At 65.8% G+C, this 18,637-nt stretch carries 15 protein-coding genes; 14 read left to right on the top strand and 1 reads right to left on the bottom strand.

Translation table 11 applies throughout. From position 1 onward, the window contains the following. The first annotated feature begins 286 nt into the window (after positions 1-286). The gene (locus ACFOES_RS20960) at positions 287-1,159 is read left to right on the top strand and encodes an NAD-dependent epimerase/dehydratase family protein (RefSeq protein ID WP_377835671.1); all 873 of its coding nucleotides are present in this window, start codon (positions 287-289) and stop codon (positions 1,157-1,159) included. Positions 1,160-1,259: 100 nt separating this feature from the next. Then, on the top strand, positions 1,260-1,457 hold the full coding sequence (gene secE / locus ACFOES_RS20955) for a preprotein translocase subunit SecE (protein ID WP_377835669.1): 198 nt from the start codon (positions 1,260-1,262) through the stop codon (positions 1,455-1,457). Here the strand turns inward: secE and ACFOES_RS20950 are convergent. Continuing rightward, positions 1,454-1,639: a hypothetical protein gene (locus tag ACFOES_RS20950; RefSeq protein ID WP_377835667.1), complete on the bottom strand. Its 186-nt coding sequence runs from the start codon at positions 1,637-1,639 to the stop codon at positions 1,454-1,456. The two genes, secE and ACFOES_RS20950, sit on opposite strands and share 4 nt — an antisense overlap. 28 nt (positions 1,640-1,667) lie before the next feature. Here ACFOES_RS20950 and nusG point away from each other — a divergent pair, with 28 nt between their 5' ends. The 12 genes from nusG to fusA all read left to right on the top strand — a co-directional run bounded on the left by nusG (position 1,668) and on the right by fusA (position 18,520). Then, positions 1,668-2,201, top strand: coding sequence for a transcription termination/antitermination protein NusG (gene nusG / locus ACFOES_RS20945; RefSeq protein WP_377835665.1), 534 nt, complete (start codon positions 1,668-1,670; stop codon positions 2,199-2,201). A 93-nt stretch (positions 2,202-2,294) separates the two neighbouring features. After that, positions 2,295-2,723 carry a 50S ribosomal protein L11 gene (gene rplK, locus ACFOES_RS20940; protein ID WP_377835663.1) on the top strand — a complete coding sequence of 143 codons (429 nt, stop codon included), beginning with the start codon at positions 2,295-2,297 and terminating at the stop codon, positions 2,721-2,723. A 3-nt stretch (positions 2,724-2,726) separates the two neighbouring features. Continuing rightward, positions 2,727-3,425 carry a 50S ribosomal protein L1 gene (rplA, locus tag ACFOES_RS20935; protein ID WP_377835661.1) on the top strand — a complete coding sequence of 233 codons (699 nt, stop codon included), beginning with the start codon at positions 2,727-2,729 and terminating at the stop codon, positions 3,423-3,425. Positions 3,426-3,671: 246 nt separating this feature from the next. Further along, positions 3,672-4,187 (top strand): 50S ribosomal protein L10, encoded by a 516-nt coding sequence (gene rplJ, locus ACFOES_RS20930; RefSeq protein WP_377835659.1) that lies wholly within the window; start codon positions 3,672-3,674, stop codon positions 4,185-4,187. A gap of 68 nt (positions 4,188-4,255) precedes the next feature. Further along, positions 4,256-4,633, top strand: a complete 378-nt coding sequence (rplL, locus tag ACFOES_RS20925; protein WP_377835657.1) for a 50S ribosomal protein L7/L12 — start codon at positions 4,256-4,258, stop codon at positions 4,631-4,633. A 248-nt stretch (positions 4,634-4,881) separates the two neighbouring features. After that, positions 4,882-9,018, top strand: coding sequence for a DNA-directed RNA polymerase subunit beta (rpoB, locus tag ACFOES_RS20920; RefSeq protein ID WP_377835673.1), 4,137 nt, complete (start codon positions 4,882-4,884; stop codon positions 9,016-9,018). A 47-nt stretch (positions 9,019-9,065) separates the two neighbouring features. Continuing rightward, the gene (rpoC, locus tag ACFOES_RS20915) at positions 9,066-13,322 is read left to right on the top strand and encodes a DNA-directed RNA polymerase subunit beta' (RefSeq protein ID WP_377835655.1); all 4,257 of its coding nucleotides are present in this window, start codon (positions 9,066-9,068) and stop codon (positions 13,320-13,322) included. A 274-nt stretch (positions 13,323-13,596) separates the two neighbouring features. Then, entirely contained in the window at positions 13,597-14,307 is a 711-nt protein-coding gene (locus ACFOES_RS20910) for a hypothetical protein (protein ID WP_377835653.1), read from the top strand. A gap of 24 nt (positions 14,308-14,331) precedes the next feature. Further along, complete coding sequence (locus ACFOES_RS20905; protein ID WP_377835651.1) at positions 14,332-15,252, top strand: DMT family transporter; 921 nt, start codon at positions 14,332-14,334, stop codon at positions 15,250-15,252. A gap of 271 nt (positions 15,253-15,523) precedes the next feature. Then, positions 15,524-15,895, top strand: a complete 372-nt coding sequence (rpsL, locus tag ACFOES_RS20900; protein ID WP_035838061.1) for a 30S ribosomal protein S12 — start codon at positions 15,524-15,526, stop codon at positions 15,893-15,895. Between the two features lie 12 nt (positions 15,896-15,907). Then, on the top strand, positions 15,908-16,378 hold the full coding sequence (rpsG, locus tag ACFOES_RS20895; protein WP_377835648.1) for a 30S ribosomal protein S7: 471 nt from the start codon (positions 15,908-15,910) through the stop codon (positions 16,376-16,378). A 24-nt stretch (positions 16,379-16,402) separates the two neighbouring features. Then, positions 16,403-18,520, top strand: a complete 2,118-nt coding sequence (gene fusA / locus ACFOES_RS20890) for an elongation factor G (protein WP_377835646.1) — start codon at positions 16,403-16,405, stop codon at positions 18,518-18,520. Positions 18,521-18,637 lie beyond the last annotated feature (117 nt).

Genomic DNA, 18,637 nt, shown 5'->3' with positions numbered 1-18,637 from the left:
TTCATCGTCTGTCTCCTCATCTGGAGAACAGGCTAACCTTAAAACGAGGACATTTCAGGGGAGCAGGTCACAGGATATCGTCCAGCGCCGCCGGCATCGGATCTTCTGCTTGGCGGTGAAGGAAAAGGGCCATGTGCCGCGGCAGGTTTCCACCCATCGCTTTCTTCGCGCGCGCTGCGCGCCTGCTCCCTGTGGACCGGACCGCGGGGTGCGCGGCGCTGTTTTCCCTTGACCTCAAGCCGACTCGAGGGGCTTGGCTGCGGCTGGGAACAGACGGGAGCGGCAGATGGACATCTTTCTTCTCGGGGCGAGCGGGTCGATCGGCACCGCCGTCGCGGCCGAACTGGTGGCGGCCGGCCATGACGTTGCCGGGCTGAGCCGGTCGGCGCGCGCGGACGCGGTGCTGCGGAGCCAGGGCGTGCGGCCCCTGCGCGGCGACCTGCGGGCGCCGGAGGCCTGGGCGGCGCGGGCCGTGACGGCCGACGCCATCCTCCATTGCGCGGTGACCTGGAGTGCCGATATGGGCGCGGTTGACCGCACCCTGGTCGCGGCGCTGATCGCGGCGGCGGCACGAGCCGGGCGGCGGCCGCGGCTGGTCTATACCGGCGGCTGCTGGCTCTATGGCGAAACCGGCGACACCGTGGCGACCGAGGAAACGCGCTTCGAGCCGATCCCGCCCTTCGCCTGGATGGTCGAGAACGGCCGGCGGCTGCTGGAGAGCGGCTTGCCGACCGCCATCCTTCACCCGGCGATGGTCTATCAGCCAGGCGGCGGCGTCTTCGCCCGCTTCGTGGCGGCGGCGCGGGCCGGGCGGCCGATCGAGGTCTGGGGCAGCGCCGGGACGCGCTGGCCGCTGGTGCATCGCGCCGATCTGGCCGTCGCCTACCGGCTGCTGGCCGAACGTCCCGGGCTGACCGGGCATTTCAACGCCAGCGCCCAGGCCGGGGTGCCGGTCGGGGAGATCGCCGCCGCCATCGCCCGGCATCACCGCAGCCCGGCCGGTCTTGCGGTGCGGCCGCGGGCCGAGGTGCTGGCGGAACAGGGGCCGCAGGGTGCCGGGCCGATGCTGGACCAGCAGATGGCCGGGCCGCGGCTGCGCGCCGCCTGCGGCTGGGCGCCGAGCGTCGCCGATTTCGCCCGTTCGGACGCGCTGGGCTGAGCCCGGCCCGGCCCCGTCTTGCGCCAAAAGGCCGCCGGGCTTGAAATCGCGGTGGGATGCGCGTATCTCGCCCCGGTAACTCCGACAGCAGGACGACAGAATGGCAAAGGCGAACCCTCTTCAGTTCATGCAGCAGGTGCGCTCTGAGGTGAGCAAGGTGGCCTGGCCGACCCGGCGCGAGGTCGGTCTGACCACGGTGATGGTCTTTGCCATGGCGGCGCTGACCGCGGCCTTCTTCTCGCTGACCGACATCCTGATCCGCACCGGTCTGACCCAGGTGCTGAACATGTTTCACTAGGCGGCGATTTGCCGGCCGGTCCTCTTGAATTTGTGGGGCTTCGCCTGTAATCCGGGCAAACCTTCCGGTATACAGGCGCGCAGCGATTCGCTCTGCGCGCCGTTTGCTGTTCCGGGGTGGGTGATGAGCGCAGCGCGAACTATCGGCGCAATCGCTTGAATTGAAAGAAGTTTCGGGGTCATGCCCCGGCTGAGACGAGGTAAGGGAAGCATGGCGAAGCGGTGGTATTCGGTAAGCGTTCTCTCGAATTTCGAGAAGAAGGTCGCCGAGCAGATCAAGACAGCCGTCGCCGATGCCGGTCTCGAGGACGAGATCGAGGAAGTGCTGGTGCCGACCGAAGAGGTGATCGAGGTCCGGCGCGGCAAGAAGGTGACGACCGAGCGCCGCTTCATGCCCGGCTACGTGCTGGTGCGGATGGAGATGACGAGCCGGGGCTATCACCTGATCAGCTCGATCAACCGCGTCACCGGCTTCCTCGGCCCGCAAGGCAAGCCGATGCCGATGCGCGACGACGAGGTCAACGCGATTCTCAACCGCGTCGAGGAAGGCGAGGCCGCGCCGCGCAACCTGATCCGGTTCGAGGTCGGCGAGCAGGTGCAGGTCACCGACGGGCCGTTCGAGGGCTTCTCGGGCATGGTCGAGGATGTCGATGACGAGCATAGCCGCCTGAAGGTGACGGTGTCGATTTTCGGCCGGGCGACCCCGGTCGAGCTGGAATTCACCCAGGTGTCCAAGGGCGCCTGAGTGCATCCCGTGGGAGGCGAGCGGTAACCCCGCGGACCGGACCACTAAACCTAGGCCCCGCAGCAGCGGGGTGGTGACAAGAGGAGAGGCCAGATGGCCAAGAAAGTAATCGGGCAGCTGAAGCTGCAAGTGCCCGCGGGCAAAGCGAACCCGTCCCCGCCGGTCGGTCCGGCGCTGGGTCAGCGCGGCCTGAACATCATGCAGTTCTGCAAGGACTTCAACGCCCGCACCCAGGAGATGGAGCCGGGCGCGCCGATCCCGACCATCATCACCTACTACCAGGACAAGTCGTTCAGCCTCGAGCTGAAGACCGCGCCGGCGTCGTTCTACCTGAAGAAGGCCGCCAAGCTGCAGTCGGGTTCGAAGGCCCCGGGCCGTGACGTCGCCGGTTCGGTGACTGTCGCCCAGATCAAAGAGATCGCCGAGGCCAAGATGAAAGACCTGAACGCCAACGACATCGATGCCGCCATGCAGATCATTCTCGGCTCGGCGCGCTCGATGGGTATCGAGGTGAAGGGGTAAGTCATGGCCAAGCTCGGAAAACGCACCCGCGCCGCGCGGGAACTCTTTGCCGGCAAGTCGAACCTGTCGGTCGAGGACGCCGTCAAGCTGGTCAAGTCCGGCGCCACCGCCAAGTTCGACGAGACCATTGAGGTCGCGCTGAACCTGGGCGTCGACCCGCGTCACGCCGACCAGATGGTCCGCGGCGTGGTCAGCCTGCCCAACGGCACCGGCAAGACCGTGCGCGTGGCGGTCTTCGCCCGCGGCGCCAAGGCCGATGAGGCCAAGGAAGCCGGGGCCGATATCGTCGGCGCCGAGGACCTGATGGAGACCGTGCAGTCGGGCAAGATCGAGTTCGATCGCTGCATCGCGACCCCGGACATGATGCCGGTCGTCGGCCGGCTGGGCAAAATCCTCGGCCCGCGCAACCTGATGCCGAACCCGAAGGTCGGCACGGTGACGATGGACGTCAAATCGGCCGTCGAGGCCGCCAAGGGCGGCGAAGTGCAGTTCAAGGTCGAGAAGGCCGGCGTGATCCACGCGGGCATCGGCAAGGCCTCGTTCGACGAAGCCAAGCTGGCCGAGAACCTGCGCGCCATCGTCGACGCCGTGTCGAAGGCCAAGCCGTCGGGCGCCAAGGGCACCTACCTCAAGAAGGTGTCGCTGAGCTCGACCATGGGCCCGGGCGTTTCGGTCGACCTGACGTCGGCCACCGGCAGCTGAGCCGGAACTGAGATTTGCCCCGCTTCGGCGGGGCGAATGGCGGGGCGCTCCGCAAGGAACCGCCCCGTCCTGTCCGAGACGGAGGGTGCCGGGAAACCGGCTTAATTTCCTTCCCGAGATGGGGAACGAGACGGATTGACCGGCGCGCCCGGCGATCTTGGCCTCGGGACCCTCACGGACCCGAACGCCCCGGAACACCGGGGCAAAACTGAGCCGGGGGGAAACCCCCAACCTTGGAGTGAAACTGTGGATAGAGCCCAGAAAGAGAAAGTGGTCGAGGAACTCGGCCAGATCTTCGAAAGCTCTGGCGTCGTTGTGGTTGCCCACTACGAAGGTCTCACGGTTGCCGAGATGCAGGACCTGCGCGCGCAAATGCGTGAAGTCGGTGGGTCCGTCCGCGTCGCCAAGAACAGGCTCGCCAAGATCGCCCTTCAGGGGAAGCCTTGCGAAAGCATGGCCGACCTGCTGACGGGCATGACCGTCCTCGCCTATTCGGAAGATCCTGTCGCTGCTGCGAAGGTCGCCGACGCTTACGCCAAGAAGAACGAAAAGTTCGAGATCCTTGGCGGTGCGATGGGTGAGACGGCTCTGGATCAGGCTGGTGTCAAGGCCGTGGCCGCCATGCCGTCGCGTGAGGAGCTTATCGCTTCGATCGTGTCGTGCATCGGTGCCCCCGCCTCGAACATCGCCGGGGCCATTGGCGCACCTGCTTCGAACATCGCGGGCATCCTCTCCACCCTGGAGGAGCGGGAAGCCGCTTGAGCAACCTCGGACCGACGTATGGAAACCCCATCGCGTTGGAACCCCATCTTGAATGAACGGAACTGAAAATGGCTGATCTTAAGAAACTCGCCGAAGAAATCGTGGGCCTGACCCTTCTGGAAGCCCAGGAACTGAAGACCATCCTCAAGGACGAATACGGCATCGAGCCGGCTGCCGGTGGCGCCGTCATGATGGCCGGTCCGGCCGCCGGTGGCGAAGCCGCCGCCGCTGAGGAAAAGACCGAATTCGACGTCGTCCTCGTCGAAGCCGGCGCTCAGAAGATCAACGTGATCAAAGAAGTGCGTGGCATCACCGGTCTGGGCCTGAAAGAAGCCAAAGAGCTGGTCGAAGCCGGCGGCAAGGTGAAAGAAGCCGCGCCGAAGGCCGAAGCCGAAGAGATCAAGAAGAAGCTCGAAGACGCTGGCGCGAAAGTCGAGCTGAAGTAATCCGGCGTGGCGCCGCAGGCGCTGCACCGCTGAAAAACAAGGCTGGGTCCGAACGAGATTCGGGCCCAGCCGCGCCTGTCTTGGAGAGACCCGGTTGCCCGGATCTGCCCAAGGGAGGCGACAGGTTCGGGAGCAGGCCGGTGGGACGGCCCGCATGAATGGAACCTGTGCCCCTGTTTCGCAAGCGGCGCGCAGCCGGACCCCCGACGGTTCGCGTGCCGGCGAAGAGACGAAAGGTGACCACGAGCATGGCGCAAGCAGCAGTTGGCCAGAAGCGCATCCGTCGCTACTACGGTAAAATCCGCGAAGTCCTGGAGATGCCGAACCTGATCGAGGTTCAGAAATCCTCCTACGACCTGTTCCTGAGGTCCGGCGATGCCGAAAAGCCGTCCGACGGCGAGGGCATCCAGGGCGTCTTCCAGTCGGTCTTCCCGATCAAGGACTTCAACGAGACGGCGGTGCTCGAATTCGTGAAATACGAGCTCGAGAAGCCGAAATACGACCTCGAGGAATGCATGCAGCGCGACATGACCTATGCCGCGCCGCTGAAGGTGACGCTGCGGCTGATCGTGTTCGATGTCGACGAGGATACCGGCGCCAAGTCGGTGAAGGACATCAAGGAGCAGGACGTGTTCATGGGCGACATGCCGCTCATGACGCCGAACGGCACCTTCATCGTCAACGGCACCGAGCGGGTGATCGTTTCCCAGATGCACCGCTCGCCGGGCGTCTTCTTCGACCACGACAAGGGCAAGACCCATTCCTCGGGCAAGCTGCTCTTCGCCTGCCGGATCATTCCCTATCGCGGCTCGTGGCTCGACTTCGAATTCGACGCCAAGGACATCGTCTTCGCCCGCATCGACCGGCGCCGCAAGCTGCCGGTGACGACCCTGCTCTATGCCCTCGGCATGGATCAGGAAGGCATCATGGATGCCTATTACGACACGGTTTCCTACCGGCTGGAGAAGAACAAGGGCTGGGTGACCAAGTTCTTCCCCGAGCGCGTGCGCGGCACCCGGCCGTCCTATGACATCGTCGACGCCGCCACCGGCGAGGTGATCTGCAAGGCCGGCGACAAGATGACGCCGCGCATGGTCAAGAAGCTGATCGACGAGGGCAAGGTCACCGAGCTGCTGGTGCCCTTCGACCACATCGTCGGCAAGTTCGTCGCCAAGGATATCATCAACGAAGAGACCGGCGCGATCTGGGTCGAGGCCGGCGACGAACTGACCTGGGAAGTCGACAAGGACGGCGAGGTCAAGGGCGGCACGCTGAAGGAGCTGCTCGACCAGGGCATCACCGACATCCCGGTGCTCGACATCGACAACGTCAATGTCGGCCCCTACATCCGCAACACCATGGCCGCCGACAAGAACATGAACCGGGAAACCGCGCTCATGGACATCTACCGGGTCATGCGTCCGGGCGAGCCGCCGACCGTGGAAGCGGCCAGCGCGCTGTTCGACACCCTGTTCTTCGACGCCGAGCGCTATGACCTCTCGGCCGTCGGCCGGGTCAAGATGAACATGCGCCTCGCGCTCGACAAGCCGGACACCCAGCGCACGCTGGACCGCGAAGACATCGTCGCCTGCATCAAGGCGCTGGTGGAGCTGCGCGACGGCAAGGGCGAGATCGACGACATCGACCACCTCGGCAACCGCCGGGTGCGCTCGGTCGGCGAGCTGATGGAGAACCAGTATCGCGTCGGCCTGCTGCGCATGGAGCGCGCGATCAAGGAGCGGATGTCGTCGGTCGAGATCGACACGGTGATGCCGCAAGACCTGATCAACGCCAAGCCGGCCGCGGCCGCGGTGCGCGAGTTCTTCGGCTCGTCGCAGCTCAGCCAGTTCATGGACCAGACCAACCCGCTGTCGGAAGTCACCCACAAGCGGCGCCTGTCGGCCCTCGGGCCGGGCGGTCTGACCCGCGAACGCGCCGGCTTCGAGGTCCGCGACGTGCACCCGACCCACTATGGCCGGATGTGTCCGATCGAGACGCCGGAAGGTCAGAACATCGGTCTGATCAACTCGCTGGCCACCTTCGCCCGCGTCAACAAATACGGCTTCATCGAGACCCCGTATCGCAAGGTGGCCGACGGCCAGGTGACCGACGAGGTCGTCTACATGTCGGCGACCGAGGAGATGCGGCACACGGTGGCCCAGGCCAACGCGACGCTGGACGAGAACGGCAAGTTCATCAACGACCTCGTCTCGACCCGCAAGGCTGGCGAGTTCATGCTGAACCCGCCCGAGAATGTCGACCTGATCGACGTCTCGCCGAAACAGCTGGTCTCGGTCGCCGCCTCGCTGATCCCGTTCCTGGAAAACGACGACGCCAACCGCGCGCTGATGGGCTCGAACATGCAACGGCAGGCGGTGCCGCTGCTGCAATCCGAGGCGCCGCTGGTCGGCACCGGGATCGAGGCCGTCGTGGCCCGCGACTCGGGCGCCGCGATCATGGCGCGCCGTGCCGGTGTCATCGACCAGGTCGACGCCCAGCGGATCGTCATCCGCGCCACCGAGATGCTGGAACCCGGCGAGCCGGGCGTCGACATCTACCGGCTGCGCAAGTTCGCCCGCTCGAACCAGTCGTCCTGCATCAACCAGCGCCCGCTGGTGAAGGTGGGCGACACGGTCTCGCGCAACGAGGTGATCGCCGACGGTCCCTGCACCGACATGGGTGAACTGGCGCTCGGCCGGAACATCATTGTCGCCTTCATGCCGTGGAACGGCTACAACTACGAGGACTCGATCCTGATCTCCGAGCGCATCCTGCGCGACGACGTCTACACCTCGATCCACATCGAGGAATACGAGGTCTCGGCCCGCGACACCAAGCTGGGCCCGGAAGAGATCACCCGCGACATCCCGAACGTCGGCGAGGAAGCCCTGCGCAACCTCGACGAGGCCGGCATCGTCTATATCGGCGCCGAGGTGCAGCCGGGCGATATCCTCGTGGGCAAGATCACGCCCAAGGGCGAAAGCCCGATGACGCCGGAAGAGAAGCTGCTGCGCGCCATCTTCGGCGAGAAGGCGTCGGACGTGCGCGATACCTCGCTGCGGCTGCCGCCGGGGGCCTACGGCACCATCGTCGAGGTCCGGGTCTTCAACCGTCACGGCGTCGACAAGGACGAGCGTGCGCTGCAGATCGAGCGGGAAGAGGTCGAGCGCCTGGCGCGCGACCGCGACGACGAGATGGAGATCCTCGAGCGCAACATCTACGCCCGCCTCAAGACGCTGATCCTCGGCAAGACCGCGGTGAAGGGTCCGAAGGGCGTCAAGGCCGGCTCCGAGATCAACGAGGAGCTGCTGGGCACGCTGAGCCGTGGCCAGTGGTGGCAGCTGGCGCTGGGCGAAGAGAGCGACGCCAAGGATGTCGAGGCGCTGCACGACCAGTTCGAGGCCCAGAAGCGCGCGCTGGAAGCCCGCTTCGAGGACAAGGTCGAGAAGGTCCGCCGCGGCGACGATCTGCCTCCGGGCGTGATGAAGTCGGTCAAGGTGTTCGTCGCGGTCAAGCGCAAGCTGCAGCCGGGCGACAAGATGGCCGGCCGTCACGGCAACAAGGGCGTCATCTCGCGCGTCGTGCCGATGGAGGACATGCCCTTCCTCGCCGACGGCACCCCGGTCGACTTCGTGCTCAACCCGCTCGGCGTGCCGTCGCGGATGAACGTCGGTCAGATCCTCGAGACCCACATGGGCTGGGCATCGCGCGGCCTGGGTCTGAAGATCGACGACGCGCTGGCCGAGTATCGCCGCTCGGGCGACCTGACCGAGGTGCGCGAGGCGATGCGTCTGGCCTATGGCGACGACATCTACGAGGAGGGGATCGCCGGGCGCGACGAGGACAGCCTGATCGAGGCGGCGTCGAACGTCACCCGCGGCGTGCCGATCGCGACGCCGGTCTTCGACGGCGCCAAGGAGCATGACGTCAACGACGCGCTGGTGCGCGCCGGCTTCAACCAGTCGGGCCAATCGGTCGTCTTCGACGGCCGCACCGGCGAGCAGTTCGCGCGGCCGGTCACGGTGGGCGTGAAATACATGCTCAAGCTGCACCACCTGGTCGACGACAAGCTGCACGCCCGCTCGACCGGTCCGTACAGCCTCGTCACCCAGCAGCCGCTGGGCGGCAAGGCGCAGTTCGGTGGTCAGCGTCTCGGGGAGATGGAGGTCTGGGCTCTGGAAGCCTACGGCGCCGCCTACACCCTGCAGGAGATGCTGACGGTGAAGTCGGACGACGTCGCCGGTCGGACCAAGGTCTACGAGAGCATCGTCAAGGGCGAGGACAATTTCGAGGCCGGCGTGCCCGAAAGCTTCAACGTGCTGGTGAAGGAAGTCCGCGGCCTCGGCCTGAACATGGAACTCCTGGACGCGGAGGAGGAGGAGTAGGGGCGTTCGCGCCCCCGCCCTCTTTCCCCTGACATGAAGGACACGCAATGAACCAGGAACTGACCCAAAACCCGTTCAACCCGGCGGCGCCGATCAAGACCTTCGACGAGATCAAGATCTCGCTGGCCTCCCCGGAACGGATTCTCAGCTGGTCCTACGGCGAGATCAAGAAGCCGGAAACCATCAACTACCGCACCTTCAAGCCGGAGCGGGACGGCCTTTTCTGTGCCCGCATCTTCGGCCCGATCAAGGATTACGAGTGCCTGTGCGGCAAGTACAAGCGGATGAAGTATCGCGGCGTCGTCTGCGAGAAATGCGGTGTCGAAGTGACGCTGCAGAAGGTCCGCCGCGAGCGCATGGGCCATATCGAGCTCGCCGCGCCCGTCGCCCATATCTGGTTCCTCAAGTCGCTGCCCTCGCGCATCGGCCTGATGCTGGACATGACGCTGCGCGATCTTGAGCGCATCCTCTATTTCGAGAACTACGTCGTCATCGAGCCGGGCCTGACCGACCTGACCTACGGCCAGCTGATGACCGAGGAAGAGTATCTCGACGCCCAGGACCAGTACGGCGCCGACGCCTTCACCGCCAATATCGGCGCCGAGGCGATCCGCGACATGCTGTCGGCGATCGACCTCGAATCGACGGCCGAGCAGCTGCGCGAGGACCTCAAGGAGGCCACCGGCGAGCTGAAGCCGAAGAAGATCATCAAGCGGCTGAAGATCGTCGAGCACTTCCTCGAGTCGGGCAACCGGCCCGAGTGGATGATCCTGACCGTTCTGCCGGTGATCCCGCCGGAGCTGCGCCCGCTGGTGCCGCTCGACGGCGGCCGCTTCGCGACCTCGGACCTGAACGACCTCTATCGCCGGGTGATCAACCGCAACAACCGCCTCAAGCGGCTGATCGAGCTGCGCGCGCCCGACATCATCGTCCGCAACGAAAAGCGGATGCTGCAGGAATCGGTCGACGCGCTGTTCGACAACGGCCGCCGCGGCCGGGTCATCACCGGCACCAACAAGCGTCCGCTCAAGTCGCTGTCCGACATGCTCAAGGGCAAGCAGGGCCGGTTCCGCCAGAACCTTCTGGGGAAACGGGTCGACTTCTCGGGCCGTTCGGTCATCGTGACCGGGCCGGAGCTCAAGCTGCATCAATGCGGCCTGCCCAAGAAGATGGCGCTGGAGCTGTTCAAGCCGTTCATCTACTCGCGGCTCGAGGCCAAGGGCCTGAGCTCGACGGTGAAGCAGGCCAAGAAGCTGGTCGAGAAGGAGCGCCCGGAAGTCTGGGACATCCTTGACGAGGTGATCCGCGAACACCCGGTGCTGCTGAACCGGGCGCCGACGCTGCACCGTCTCGGCATCCAGGCCTTCGAGCCGATGCTGATCGAGGGCAAGGCGATCCAGCTGCACCCGCTGGTCTGCTCGGCTTTCAACGCCGACTTCGACGGCGACCAGATGGCCGTGCACGTTCCGCTGAGCCTCGAGGCCCAGCTGGAAGCGCGCGTGCTGATGATGTCGACCAACAACGTGCTGTCGCCCGCCAACGGCGCGCCGATCATCGTGCCGTCGCAGGACATGGTCCTCGGCCTCTACTACGTGACCATGGAGCGCAAGGGCATGCCCGGCGAGGGGATGTCGTTCTCGAGCGTCGAAGAGGTCGAGCATGCGCTGGCCTCGGGCACGGTCCACATGCACACCAAGATCACCTGCCGCGTGCGTCAGATCGACGAGGAAGGCAACGAGGTGATGAAGCGCTACGAGACCACGCCGGGCCGCGTCCGGCTGGGGGCTCTGCTGCCGCTCAACACCAAGGCGCCGTTCGAGCTGGTCAACCGCCTGCTGCGGAAGAAGGACGTCCAGAACGTCATCGACACCGTCTACCGCTATTGCGGCCAGAAGGAGTCGGTCATCTTCTGTGACCAGATCATGGGCATGGGCTTCCGCGAGGCGTTCAAGGCCGGCATCTCGTTCGGCAAGGACGACATGCTGATCCCGGAATCGAAGTGGACCATCGTCAACGACGTGCGCGAACAGGTCAAAGAGTTCGAACAGCAATACATGGACGGCCTGATCACCCAGGGTGAGAAGTACAACAAGGTCGTCGATGCCTGGTCGAAATGCTCGGATGCCGTCGCGGCCGAGATGATGAAGGAAATCTCGGCGGTGCGCTACGACGATGCCGGCGCCGAGATGGAACCGAACTCGGTCTACATGATGAGCCACTCGGGGGCCCGGGGTTCGCCCGCGCAGATGAAGCAGCTGGGCGGGATGCGCGGCCTGATGGCCAAGCCGTCGGGCGAGATCATCGAGACGCCGATCATCTCGAACTTCAAGGAAGGCCTGACCGTGCTCGAGTACTTCAACTCGACCCACGGCGCCCGGAAGGGTCTGGCCGACACCGCCCTGAAGACGGCGAACTCGGGCTACCTGACCCGTCGTCTGGTCGACGTCGCCCAGGACTGCATCGTGCGTAGCCACGACTGCGGCACCGAGCGTTCGATCACCGCGGAAGCGGCGGTCAACGACGGCGAGGTTGTCGCCTCGCTGGCCGAGCGCATCCTCGGCCGGGTCGCTGCCGAAGACGTCATGATCCCCGGCTCCGACACGGTGCTGGTGAAGGCCGGCGAACTGATCGACGAGCGCAAGGCCGACACGATCGAGTCCGAGGGCGTCGCCTCGATCCGCATCCGCAGCCCGCTGACCTGCGAGGCCGAGGAAGGCGTCTGCGCCATGTGCTACGGGCGCGACCTGGCCCGCGGCACCATGGTCAACACCGGCGAGGCGGTCGGCATCATCGCCGCCCAGTCGATCGGCGAGCCGGGCACCCAGCTGACGATGCGGACCTTCCACATCGGCGGCATCGCCCAGGGTGGCCAGCAGTCGTTCCTCGAGGCCAGCCAGGAAGGCAAGATCGAGTTCCGCAACGCCAACCTGCTGGAAAACGCCAATGGCGAGCAGATCGTGATGGGCCGCAACATGACCCTCGCGATCATCGACGACAACGGCGTCGAGCGGGCCAGCCACAAGCTGGGCTACGGCACCAAGGTCTTCGTCCGCGACGGCGAGGCCATCAAGCGCGGCACCAAGCTGTTCGAATGGGACCCCTATACCCTGCCGATCATCGCCGAGAAGGCCGGTGTGGCGCGGTTCGTCGATCTCGTCTCGGGCATCTCGGTGCGCGAGGATACCGACGAAGCGACGGGCATGACCCAGAAGATCGTCTCGGACTGGCGCGCGGCCCCCAAGGGCAACGACCTCAAGCCCGAGATCATCGTCATGGACCCGGCGACCGGCGAGCCGATGCGCAACGATGCCGGCAACCCGATCTCCTACCCGATGTCGGTCGACGCGATTCTGTCGGTCGAGGACGGCCAGGAGGTCAAGGCCGGCGACGTGGTCGCCCGTATCCCGCGCGAAGGCGCCAAGACCAAGGACATCACCGGGGGTCTTCCCCGCGTGGCGGAACTGTTCGAGGCCCGTCGTCCCAAGGATCACGCGATCATCGCCGAGCATGACGGCTATGTGCGCTTCGGCAAGGACTACAAGAACAAGCGTCGGATCGCGATCGAGCCGACCGACGAGACCTTGCCGACCGTCGAGTACATGGTGCCGAAGGGCAAGCACATCCCGGTCCAGGAAGGCGATTTCGTCCAGAAGGGCGATTACATCATGGACGGCAACCCGGCGCCGCACGACATCCTGCGCATCATGGGTGTCGAGGCTCTGGCCAACTACATGATCGACGAGGTGCAGGACGTCTATCGCCTCCAGGGCGTGAAGATCAACGACAAGCACATCGAGGTCATCGTGCGCCAGATGCTGCAGAAGTGGGAGATCCTCGACAGCGGGGAGACGACGCTTCTGAAGGGCGAGCATGTCGACAAGGCCGAGCTGGACGAGGTCAACGAGAAGGCCGAGAAGGCGGGGCTGCGCGTCGCCCAGGCCGAGCCGATCCTGCTCGGTATCACCAAGGCCTCGCTGCAGACCCGGTCGTTCATCTCGGCGGCCTCGTTCCAGGAGACCACGCGGGTCCTCACCGAAGCCTCGGTGATGGGCAAGCGCGACAAGCTGGTCGGGCTGAAGGAGAACGTCATCGTCGGCCGGCTGATCCCGGCGGGCACCGGCGGGGCGACGGCGCGGGTGCGCCGGATCGCCGGCGAGCGCGACCAGAAGGTGCTCGACGCGCGGCGGGCCGAGGCGGAAGCCGCGGCGGCGCTGAGCGCCCCGTCCGAGGACGTGATGGACGACGTGATCGGGGACGAGGTCGACAGCGGCCTGGTCGCCACCCCGGAGAGCCGCGAGGAATAACTCGCGCCCTTCCTTCGAGCTTGGAGAACCCCCGCCGTCGTGCGGGGGTTTTTCTTTGCCGGTCCGGGCCCGGGGCCGCCCCGTCGCCCTTGTCGCTCGGGCCAATGGCGCTCCCCGGGATGTGTCTTGCGCAGAAGCAGCGGGGCGCTTTCGCAAAGGTGACCTGCCTGTGGGCGGGTCTGGCCCGGCGGGGCTTGACCGTGGCGCCGGGCTGGCGTCAGCTAGCGGCGGGATCAGGACGGCCCGCCCCGGCGGCCCCAAGCACGAGGACGAGATGCGCAAATTCCTTCTGGCCTTCACCGCCGCGGCGCTGCTGGCGCCGCTCGCCCTCCATGCCGGGGCCTATGACGATTTCGAGGGCCAGATGCGCGACGCCTACAGCAACTATCGCGTCGCGCTGTTGATGAGCAACCAGGGCAAGGCCGACAAGACGGCCGAGGCGCTGGGGGCGATGGCCGAGAAATGGACCATTCTCGAGGATGCCTGGAAGACCACCCCGCCGCCGCAATATGCCGACGACCCGGGCTTTGCCGATACCCTCGACCGGGTGGCGAAGATCATCGCCTCGGCGCGCCAGACCGTCCGCGACGGCGATGTCGCCAAGGCGCATGTGGCGCTCGAGAAGATCCGGACGGATCTGGGCGCGCTGCATCTGCGCAACGGGCTGATGTGGTTCTCGGACCGGCTCAACGCCTATCACGTCCAGATGGAGGAGACCCTGACCGCCGATTACAGCGGCCAGGCGGATGGCGGGCTGGAGCGGATGCGCGAGCAGGCGGCAGTGCTGGTCTACCTGGCCCATGACCTCGTCGCCCATCCCTCGGTCAACTCCGCCGATCCCGACTATCCCGGCTTGGTCAAGGCGCTGGTCGGCAGTGCCGAGGCGTTCCAGGCGGCGGCGCGGGGCGGCGACGTCAAAGCGGCGCTGGCGGCGCGGGCCGGGCTCAAGCCCGCCTATGCCAAGCTCTTCATCCGTTTCGGCTGACGGCCCGGGCGGATGCGGGCGCGGGTGAGGGTCCCGGCGATCGGCGACAATGCGCGCGGGGCGCTCTACATGAATGTCGCCATGGCGGCCTTCACCTTCAACGACGCCTGCATGAAGGCTGTCACCGAAACCCTGCCGATCTTTCAGGCGGCGCTGCTGCGCGGGGCCGTGACCGTCGCCGGGCTGGCCGCCGTCGCCCGGGTCATGGGCGGGCTGCGGCTGCGGTTCGGCGCGCGCGAGTCGCGGCTGATCGGGCTGCGCTGCGTCGCCGAGGTGACGGCGACCATCGCCTTCCTGACCGCGCTGGCCCATATGCCGCTGGCCAACCTGACCGCGATCATGCAGTCGCTGCCGCTGGCTGTCACCCTGGCGGCGGCGCTGGTGCTGGGCGAGCCGGTCGGCTGGCGCCGGATGGCGGCGATCGGCCTCGGCTTCCTCGGCGTGCTGCTGATCGTCCGCCCCGGCACCGCCGGCTTCGACCATTGGTCGCTGCTGGGGCTGGTGGCCGTCGCCGCCGTGGTGCTGCGCGACCTGGTGACGCGGCGGCTGCCGGCCTCGGTGCCCTCGGTCTCGGTCTCGTTCTACTCGGCGCTCGGTGTCACCGTGCTCGCCGCCCTGGTCTCGCCGTTCGAAACCTGGCTCCGGCCGACACCGGCGCAGATCGCCCTGCTGATCGCGGCGGCCGGCTTCATCATCGTCGGCTACCTGTTCGTGGTCATGGTGATGCGGGTCGGCGATGTCGGCACCGTGGCGCCGTTCCGCTATACCGCGCTGCTCTGGGCGATCGTGCTGGGCTGGCTGGTCTTCGGCCAGTTCCCCGACCCGGCGACCCTGGCGGGCAGCGCCATCGTCATTGCCACCGGCCTGTTCACCCTGTATCGCGAGCGGCGCCGGCGCCGGCTGGCCGCCGCCGCGCAAGGGCCGACGTCGCTGCGCCTGCGCTGATCCGTCGGCGGCATGGCCGCTGTTGACAAGCCCGGCGACTCCCCCTATACGCCCGCCTACCCGAGTGCCGGCCTGTGCCGTGCGCGCGGGTATCAAAATCGATGTGGTCAAGATCCGGGCCTGCGCCCCGATCCTCTGGAATTCCACCGCGTCGTCCCCGCGATCAGGGGGCGGATGCGGTTTTGCGTTTTGCCAATGGGGGCAGAACGTCGTCGAGAAGCGGCGCACCCGGTCGGGTGCGAGTATTGACACGGTAACACGGGGAAAGTGTATGCCAACGATCCAACAGCTCATCCGCAAGCCGCGGGAGCCCAAAGTCAAACGCTCCAAGTCCATGCACCTGGAGCAGTGCCCGCAGAAGCGTGGCGTCTGCACGCGCGTCTACACCACGACGCCGAAGAAGCCGAACTCGGCTATGCGGAAAGTGGCCAAGGTCCGTCTGACCAACGGCTACGAGGTGATCAGCTATATCCCCGGTGAAAAGCACAACCTGCAAGAGCACTCGGTTGTCCTGATCCGCGGCGGCCGGGTGAAAGACCTTCCCGGTGTCCGTTATCACATCCTGCGCGGTGTCCTCGACACCCAGGGCGTCAAAGACCGTCGTCAACGCCGTTCGAAATACGGCGCCAAGCGTCCGAAGTAAGGAGATATCGCGATGTCGCGTCGTCACGCCGCTGAAAAGCGCGAAGTTCTGCCCGACGCCAAGTATGGCGACCGGGTCCTGACCAAATTCATGAACAACCTGATGATCGACGGCAAGAAATCCGTCGCCGAGCACATTGTCTACAATGCGCTGGACCGGGTTGAATCGCGCCTCAAGCGCGAGCCGATCGAGTGCTTCCGCGAAGCCCTCGACAACGTCAAGCCGTCGGTCGAAGTGCGGTCGCGTCGCGTCGGCGGTGCCACCTACCAGGTGCCGGTCGAAGTGCGCCCCGAGCGCCGCGAGGCGCTGGCGATCCGCTGGCTGATCGCCGCCGCGCGGAACCGCAACGAAAACACGATGGAAGAACGCCTCGCCGGCGAGCTGTCGGATGCGGTGAACAACCGTGGCACGGCCGTGAAGAAGCGCGAAGACACCCACAAGATGGCCGACGCGAACAAAGCGTTCAGCCATTACCGCTGGTAACCCTTCAGGCCTAGGACCACACCAATGGCACGCGATTACCCCCTCGAGCGATACCGCAACTTCGGGATCATGGCCCATATCGACGCGGGCAAGACCACGACGACCGAGCGGATCCTCTACTACACCGGCAAGTCCCACAAGATCGGCGAAGTCCATGACGGCGCCGCGACAATGGATTGGATGGAGCAGGAGCAGGAACGCGGTATCACCATCACCTCGGCGGCGACGACCACCTTCTGGGAGCGCACCGAGACCGGTACCGAAGCCCAGACGCCGAAGTTCCGCTTCAACATCATCGACACCCCCGGCCACGTCGACTTCACCATCGAAGTCGAACGCTCGCTGGCGGTCCTCGACGGCGCGGTCGCGCTGCTCGACGGCAACGCCGGTGTCGAGCCGCAGACCGAGACGGTCTGGCGTCAGGCCGACCGCTACAAGGTTCCGCGCCTCGTCTTCGTCAACAAGATGGACAAGATCGGCGCCGACTACTTCCGCTGCGTCGACATGATCAAGGAACGCACCGGCGCCACTCCGGTTCCGGTCAACTTCCCGATCGGTGCCGAGGACCAGCTGGAAGGCATCGTCGACCTGATCACCATGGAAGAGTGGGTCTGGAAGGGTGAAGACCTGGGCGCCGCCTGGGTTCGCCAGCCGATCCGCGACGAGCTCAAGGCGACCGCCGACGAATGGCGCGGCAAGCTGATCGAGAACGCCGTCGAGCAAGACGACGACGCGATGATGGCTTACCTGGAAGGCGAAGAGCCCGACATCGAGACTCTGCGCAAGCTGGTCCGCAAGGGCACGCTGAGCCTGTCCTTCGTGCCGGTTCTCGGCGGCTCGGCCTTCAAGAACAAGGGCGTCCAGCCGCTGCTCAACGCGGTGATCGACTTCCTGCCGGGCCCGCTCGACGTGCCGGCCTACATGGGCTTCGCCCCGGGCGACGAGACCGAGACCCGCAACATCGCGCGCAGCGCCGATGACGCGCAGCCGTTCTCGGCCCTGGCGTTCAAGATCATGAACGACCCCTTCGTCGGTTCGCTGACCTTCACCCGGATCTACTCGGGCGTGCTGAAGAAGGGCGACAGCATCGTCAACTCGACCAAGGGCAAGCGCGAGCGCATTGGCCGGATGATGATGATGCACTCGAACAACCGCGAGGAAATCGAGGAAGCGTTTGCCGGCGACATCATCGCGCTGGCCGGTCTGAAAGAGACGACCACCGGCGACACGCTCTGCGACGCCAACAAGCAGGTCGTTCTCGAAACCATGACCTTCCCCGATCCGGTCATCGAGATCGCCGTCGAGCCGAAGTCGAAGGCCGACCAGGAGAAGATGGGCCTTGCCCTGCAGCGCCTGGCTGCCGAAGACCCGTCCTTCCGCGTCGAGACCGACTTCGAGTCGGGCCAGACCATCATGAAGGGCATGGGCGAACTTCACCTCGACATCCTCGTCGACCGGATGAAGCGCGAGTTCAAGGTCGAGGCCAACATCGGCGCGCCGCAGGTGGCCTATCGCGAGACCATCAGCCACGCGACCGAGATCGACTACACGCACAAGAAACAGACCGGTGGTACCGGCCAGTTCGCGCGCGTCAAGCTCGAGATCACCCCGACCGAGCCGGGCGAGGGCTACTCGTTCGAAAGCCGGATCGTCGGCGGTGCGGTGCCGAAGGAATACATCCCCGGCGTCGAGAAGGGCATCCAGTCGGTCATGGACAGCGGTCCGCTCGCCGGCTTCCCGGTGATCGACTTCAAGGTGGCGCTGGTCGACGGTGCCTTCCACGATGTCGACTCGTCGGTCCTGGCCTTCGAGATCGCCTCGCGCGCCGCGATGCGTGACGGCCTCAAGAAGGCGGGCGCCAAGCTGCTCGAGCCGATGATGAAGGTCGAAGTGGTGACCCCGGAGGAATACACCGGCGGCATCATCGGCGACCTGACCAGCCGTCGCGGCATGGTGCAGGGCCAGGACACCCGCGGCAACGCGATCGTCATCAACGCCTTCGTGCCGCTGGCCAACATGTTCGGCTACATCAACACGCTGCGTTCGATGTCCTCGGGCCGGGCGAACTTCACCATGCAGTTCGACCACTACGAGGCCGTGCCGCAGAACATCTCGGACGAGATCCAGAAGAAATACGCTTAACGGGATGGCGGGGGGAACCCCGCCCTACCCAGCACCTGTAGGGCGGGGCCACCCCGCCACCCGAAAAAGGAGGCCACGATGGCAAAGGCAAAGTTTGAACGGACGAAACCGCACGTC

The sequence above is a fragment of the Acidimangrovimonas pyrenivorans genome (assembly GCF_042643245.1).
Lineage (GTDB): Bacteria > Pseudomonadota > Alphaproteobacteria > Rhodobacterales > Rhodobacteraceae > Acidimangrovimonas > Acidimangrovimonas pyrenivorans.
This window is presented reverse-complemented; position numbering and strand designations above follow the sequence as displayed.

Coding starts and splice junctions, on each gene's coding strand:
- nusG (WP_377835665.1), top strand. CDS start 1,668: ATGGCGAAGCGGTGGTATTCGGTAAGCGTTCTCTCGAATTTCGAGAAG.
- rplK (WP_377835663.1), top strand. CDS start 2,295: ATGGCCAAGAAAGTAATCGGGCAGCTGAAGCTGCAAGTGCCCGCGGGC.
- rpsL (WP_035838061.1), top strand. CDS start 15,524: ATGCCAACGATCCAACAGCTCATCCGCAAGCCGCGGGAGCCCAAAGTC.
- ACFOES_RS20910 (WP_377835653.1), top strand. CDS start 13,597: ATGCGCAAATTCCTTCTGGCCTTCACCGCCGCGGCGCTGCTGGCGCCG.
- fusA (WP_377835646.1), top strand. CDS start 16,403: ATGGCACGCGATTACCCCCTCGAGCGATACCGCAACTTCGGGATCATG.
- ACFOES_RS20950 (WP_377835667.1), bottom strand. CDS start 1,639: ATGACCCCGAAACTTCTTTCAATTCAAGCGATTGCGCCGATAGTTCGC.
- rpoB (WP_377835673.1), top strand. CDS start 4,882: ATGGCGCAAGCAGCAGTTGGCCAGAAGCGCATCCGTCGCTACTACGGT.
- rpoC (WP_377835655.1), top strand. CDS start 9,066: ATGAACCAGGAACTGACCCAAAACCCGTTCAACCCGGCGGCGCCGATC.
- rplA (WP_377835661.1), top strand. CDS start 2,727: ATGGCCAAGCTCGGAAAACGCACCCGCGCCGCGCGGGAACTCTTTGCC.
- rpsG (WP_377835648.1), top strand. CDS start 15,908: ATGTCGCGTCGTCACGCCGCTGAAAAGCGCGAAGTTCTGCCCGACGCC.
- secE (WP_377835669.1), top strand. CDS start 1,260: ATGGCAAAGGCGAACCCTCTTCAGTTCATGCAGCAGGTGCGCTCTGAG.
- ACFOES_RS20960 (WP_377835671.1), top strand. CDS start 287: ATGGACATCTTTCTTCTCGGGGCGAGCGGGTCGATCGGCACCGCCGTC.
- rplL (WP_377835657.1), top strand. CDS start 4,256: ATGGCTGATCTTAAGAAACTCGCCGAAGAAATCGTGGGCCTGACCCTT.